This window comes from Synechococcus sp. BA-120 BA3 (assembly GCF_034931285.1).
Classification (GTDB): domain Bacteria; phylum Cyanobacteriota; class Cyanobacteriia; order PCC-6307; family Cyanobiaceae; genus Cyanobium.
Genome location: NZ_JAYGHZ010000367.1, coordinates 1 through 4,689 on the forward strand (window position 1 = coordinate 1; position 4,689 = coordinate 4,689).

Below are 4,689 nucleotides of genomic sequence, written 5' to 3' on the forward strand. Positions count from 1 at the left end.
GCCGCGGTGCTGGCGGTGAGCGGCCGCCCCGCGCTCACCGCCGTGCCGTTGGTGCTGGCGGTGCCCGTGGGACTCTCCTGGCTGAAGCTGCAGGCCCGGCTCAGGCGCGACGGCCGCCTCGACCAGCTGCCAGGGGTGGCGACGACGGCCGGAAAGCAGTGAGCAGAGCCTGCGGTCAGGCCTCCTGCTCCCAGCGCTGCCGCTGCCCTCTCGTCTGAGCATCCATGGAGGATCTGTCGCGCTGGATCGGGCAATGGCTGGCCAATCCCCACGTGAGGAGGCTTGGGCTGGCCATGGCGGGAGTGCTGATCATCTCGGTTGTCTCGCGTCTGGCCAAGCGGTCGCTACCCCGCTATCTGCCGGGTTCTGACAGCCGCTACTACGCCAGGAAGATCATCACCTTCCTCGGCTACTTCGGTGCCCTGATCCTGGTCGCCTCTGTCTTCCGTGACAGCCTGGGCGGCCTTTCTGTCGCCATCGGCGTGGCCAGTGCCGGCATCGCCTTCGCGCTGCAGGAGGTGATCGCCAGCGTGGCGGGCTGGATCGCCATCTCCTTCGGCGGCTTCTACGAAACGGGCGACCGGGTGCAGCTCGGCGGCATCCGGGGTGACATCATCGACATCGGCATCCTGCGCACCACTCTCATGGAGCTTGGCGAGTGGGTGGAGTCGGACCTCTACACGGGCAGGATCGTGCGGATCGCCAACAGCTTCGTCTTCAAGGCGCCCGTCTTCAACTATTCCGGCGATTTCCCCTTCCTCTGGGACGAGATCAAGGTCCCCGTGAAGTACGGCAGCGACCACCGTCTCGCCCGCCGGATCCTGGAGCGGGTGGTGCAGGAGGTGGTCTCCAATGAGACGACGGAACAGGCCATCAGGGCCTGGAAGGGGATGGTGAGCAAGTACCTGGTCGAGAATGCCAGGGTGGATCCGGCGGTCACCCTGGTGATCACGGACAACTGGATGGAGTTCACCATCCGCTACGTGGTGGACTACAAGATCCGTCGTCTCACCAAGGATCGGCTCTACACGAGGATCCTCGATGAGTTCCTCACGGCTGAGCAGCGCGTGGAGATCGCCTCCACCACGGTTCACCTTGTGGAGGCGCCTGAATTCCGGGTCCGCGTCAGGGGTCCAGAGGAATGAGGCAGGCCAATTGGCTACCTGTGGTGCGGGCCTGCTTCACACGCGAGGGGGGTGGGCCGTAGCCTCAGTCAGGGCTTTGGCTTGACCCTCATCGCCCTTCATGACCGCCGCCGGCAACGGTCCCAACGAACCGTTCACCGAGTTCTCACGGCCAGGCGGCCTCCGTTGTGTCCGGGGTTCCGGTCGGGTCCTGCGGCCGTTGCGCTCAAGGGTGAAGTGGCACCCCCAGGGCCGGGATCTCCAGGGGACGGGCACCCAGCAACCCCTGCAGGGAGCGCCGCTGCAGTGCATCGATCACCTCGGCCGCATTCGTCACCTTCTCGGCCCAGTTGCTGGCCTGGTCCTGCCGGTTCAGGGCATCGGAGGATCCCGCTGCCTCCGGATTCTGATAGACGTGAGCGAAACCCTTCTGCTCCAGGAGTTGATGCACCCGGCCACCCTGCTCGTGGTTGGGGTGGTCGCACCAGTCTTCGTAGTTGATGACGCAACACCTGGGCTGGCTCCCCTGGCACGTCGCCGCGCAGGGTTCCCCGGGGGCGTTCGCTGCCCGGAGGCTGCGCAGGTAGTAGCCGGAGATGGATCGGCAGTAGCTCACGAAGGATTCGGGACAAATCCTCACTTTGTAGCCGGTCGTATTGACACGGTTCCAGCGTCGTGAGTCGGTTTTCAACAGCGAGATATAGCTATCAATCAACTTCCGTTGATGAAGAATCACTGGATAGGTTCGGCAGAGGACGTCATGGCATTCCGGTGCCAGATGGTTCGGGAAGAGTTCAAGCGTGTAGGTGTCCTCCCTGGCGTCGAGAAGCTCGCAGACGCGCAGGGCGATTCGGGGTTCGCGGAAAATGTTGTAGGCCGGCCCGATCGCTGCGCCGGCTTTCTCCAGAAGGACAGAAAGAAGTCGAGCAGGCTTCAGGCTCTCCTTGTTCTTGATTCGACGACTGATCTGATGGAGAGAGCTGGCCGTGCGGCGGGGTGCGGCTTGCATGCGAAGAGCCCGCCTCGGCAGGATCCCCTGAATCAGGGGATCGGCCGCCATGTCCCTGCCGAAATCACTCAGGATGTAGGGCGCCTTGTCATAGAAACGCAGCCCCCTTGGGCCCTCGTCGCAATGGATCGAGGCCTGCGCGTGAAAGGGCTCGCAGACGAATTCGGACTGCATCGATCGCAGCAGCTGGCCAAACCGGGAGGATCCGGTGCGAGGGGCTGCAACGCTGAGGATCAGCATGCTGGCCGCCGGGCCCGGGGCCTCAGGCCTTGCCCCGCGGTCCCCTGTCCTCCACGCCGGCATACACCGCCTGGCTGCCCAGTTCGTCCTCGATGCGCAGCAGCTGGTTGTACTTGGCGACCCGGTCGCTGCGGCTGAGGGAGCCGGTCTTGATCTGGCCGGCGCGGGTGGCCACGGCCAGGTCGGCGATGGTCACATCCTCCGTCTCGCCGCTGCGGTGGCTGATCACGCTGGTGTAGCCGGCCCGGGTGGCCATGTCGATGGCCTGCAGGGTTTCGGTCAGGGAGCCGATCTGGTTCACCTTGATCAGGATCGAGTTGGCGATGCCTTGCTCGATCCCCTGCCGCAGGCGGCTGGTGTTGGTCACGAACAGGTCGTCGCCCACCAGCTGCACCGTGCCCCCCAGGCGCTCGGTCAGCAGGCGCCAGCCCTCCCAGTCGTCCTCGGCCAGGCCGTCCTCGATCGAGACGATCGGGAAGCGGGCCGCCAGGGCCGCCAGCTGGTCGACCATCTCGGCGCTGCTGTAGCTGCCGCCGCCGAAGGCGTAACGGCCATCGGCATAGAACTCGGTGCTGGCGACGTCGAGGGCCAGGGAGATCTGGTCGCCGGGCCGGTAGCCGGCCTTCTCGATCGCCTGGATCAGCAGTTCACCGGCGGCGTCGTTGCCGGCCAGGTCGGGGGCGAAGCCGCCCTCGTCGCCCACCGCCGTGGAGAGGCCCTGATCCTTCAGCAGCCCCTTGAGGGTGTGGAACACCTCGGCGCCCATGCGCAGGGCTTCGCGGAAGCTGCCGGCGCCGTGGGGCACCAGCATGAACTCCTGGAAATCCAGGTTGTTGGAGGCGTGGGCGCCACCGTTGATGACGTTCATCAGCGGCACCGGCAGCAGGGTGGCCATCGGGCCGCCCAGGTAGCGGTAGAGGGGCAGGCCCAGGGCCTTGGCGGCCGCGTGGGCCGTGGCCAGGCTCACGGCCAGGATGGCGTTGGCGCCGAGGGCGGATTTGTTGTCGCTGCCGTCGAGCTCGTTCATGGCCTCGTCGACGGCGCCCTGGTCGAGGGCGCTCAACCCGCAGAGGGCCGGGGCGATGCGCTCCTCGATGTTCTCCACCGCCTTGCTGACGCCCTTGCCGAAGTAGGCCTTCTCGCCGTCCCGCAGTTCGTGGGCCTCGTGGGCGCCGGTGCTGGCGCCGCTGGGCACGATGGCGCGGCCGCTGGCGCCCCCCTCCAGATACACCTCCGCCTCCACCGTGGGGGTGCCGCGGGAGTCGAGCACTTCGCGGGCAACGATGGAGTCGATGACGAGGTCGAGGGAGTCGTACACAGGGGGTGTGCTGGTGGGCGAATCCTATGGGGGGCCCCACGCCCCTGCCTGTGTTCCCTGCGCCACCCCTCTCGTCAGAATGGCCCCACTGGTGCACCGCCGATGCGACTCCTCCACACCATGCTCCGGGTGGGCGATCTGGAGCGCTCCCTGCGCTTCTACACCGAGGTGCTGGGCATGAAGCTGCTGCGCCGCAAGGACTATCCCGGCGGCGCCTACACCCTGGCCTTCGTCGGCTACGGCGACGAGACGGACACCACCGTGCTGGAGCTCACCCACAACTGGGACACCAGCGCCTACGAGATCGGCACCGGGTTCGGCCATCTGGCCATCGGTGTCGACGACATCTACGCCACCTGTGCGGCGATCGCCGCCAAGGGCGGCCGGGTGGTGCGCGCGCCCGGCCCGAAGCAGCACGGCACCACCGTGCTCGCCTTCGTGGAGGATCCGGATGGCTACAAGGTGGAACTGATCCAGACGTCGTCCCGGTCCGATGCGCACTGACTCCCGCCTGCGCGACGACCGGGGGCCGGCGGCCGCTCCGGCCAGCCTCACCGGCGACCCCGATCGCTTCAGCGACGCCGCCTGGGATCTGCTGATCGCCTCCCAGGAGCAGGCCCGGCGCTGGCGCCACGGCGCCATGGATGTGGAGCACCTGCTGCTCACCCTGCTGCTGAACCGGCGCTTCGCCAGCTGGGTCGACCCCCTGCCCCTCGATGAGGACCGGCTGCTGGACCGGCTCGAGGCCTTCTGCGCCGAGCAGCCGGACGGCGGCGGCGGCACCCTCTACATCGGCGATGCCCTCGAGGACCTGCTGGAGGAGGCCGACCGCCGCCGCGCCGCCTGGGGATCGCGCCTGCTGGATGTGCCCCACCTGCTGCTGGCCCTGCTGGCGGAGCCCCGCATCGGGGCGTCCCTGCTGGTGGAGGAGGGGCTGAGCGAGGACCTGCTGCTGCGCCAGTGGCGGCCCCTGCCGGGAGCCGAGACCACGTCCGCAG

At 67.5% G+C, this 4,689-nt stretch carries 6 protein-coding genes; 4 read left to right on the plus strand and 2 right to left on the minus strand.

Features of this window, described 5'->3' with window-relative positions:
• The first annotated feature begins 6 nt into the window (after positions 1-6).
• Both VB737_RS15020 and VB737_RS15025 read left to right on the plus strand, forming a co-directional pair.
• Entirely contained in the window at positions 7-162 is a 156-nt protein-coding gene (locus VB737_RS15020; RefSeq protein ID WP_500314155.1) for a hypothetical protein, read from the plus strand.
• Between the two features lie 62 nt (positions 163-224).
• Positions 225-1,145, plus strand: coding sequence for a mechanosensitive ion channel family protein (locus tag VB737_RS15025; RefSeq protein ID WP_500314146.1), 921 nt, complete (start codon positions 225-227; stop codon positions 1,143-1,145).
• 205 nt (positions 1,146-1,350) lie between these two features.
• Here VB737_RS15025 and VB737_RS15030 read toward each other — a convergent pair whose 3' ends face one another.
• Together VB737_RS15030 and eno are read right to left on the minus strand one after the other, a co-directional pair.
• Positions 1,351-2,373, minus strand: a complete 1,023-nt coding sequence (locus VB737_RS15030; protein WP_500314148.1) for a hypothetical protein — start codon at positions 2,371-2,373, stop codon at positions 1,351-1,353.
• A 22-nt stretch (positions 2,374-2,395) separates the two neighbouring features.
• Positions 2,396-3,691, minus strand: coding sequence for a phosphopyruvate hydratase (eno, locus tag VB737_RS15035; RefSeq protein WP_500314150.1), 1,296 nt, complete (start codon positions 3,689-3,691; stop codon positions 2,396-2,398).
• 102 nt (positions 3,692-3,793) lie between these two features.
• Between eno and gloA the strand changes: the two genes are divergently transcribed.
• Together gloA and VB737_RS15045 are read left to right on the plus strand one after the other, a co-directional pair.
• A complete protein-coding gene (gene gloA / locus VB737_RS15040; RefSeq protein WP_500314152.1) occupies positions 3,794-4,195 on the plus strand; it encodes a lactoylglutathione lyase in 402 nt (133 codons plus the stop codon).
• Positions 4,185-4,689: Clp protease N-terminal domain-containing protein (locus VB737_RS15045; RefSeq protein WP_500314153.1), on the plus strand; the 505-nt coding region annotated here is incomplete at its 3' end. The genes gloA and VB737_RS15045, both read left to right, overlap by 11 nt.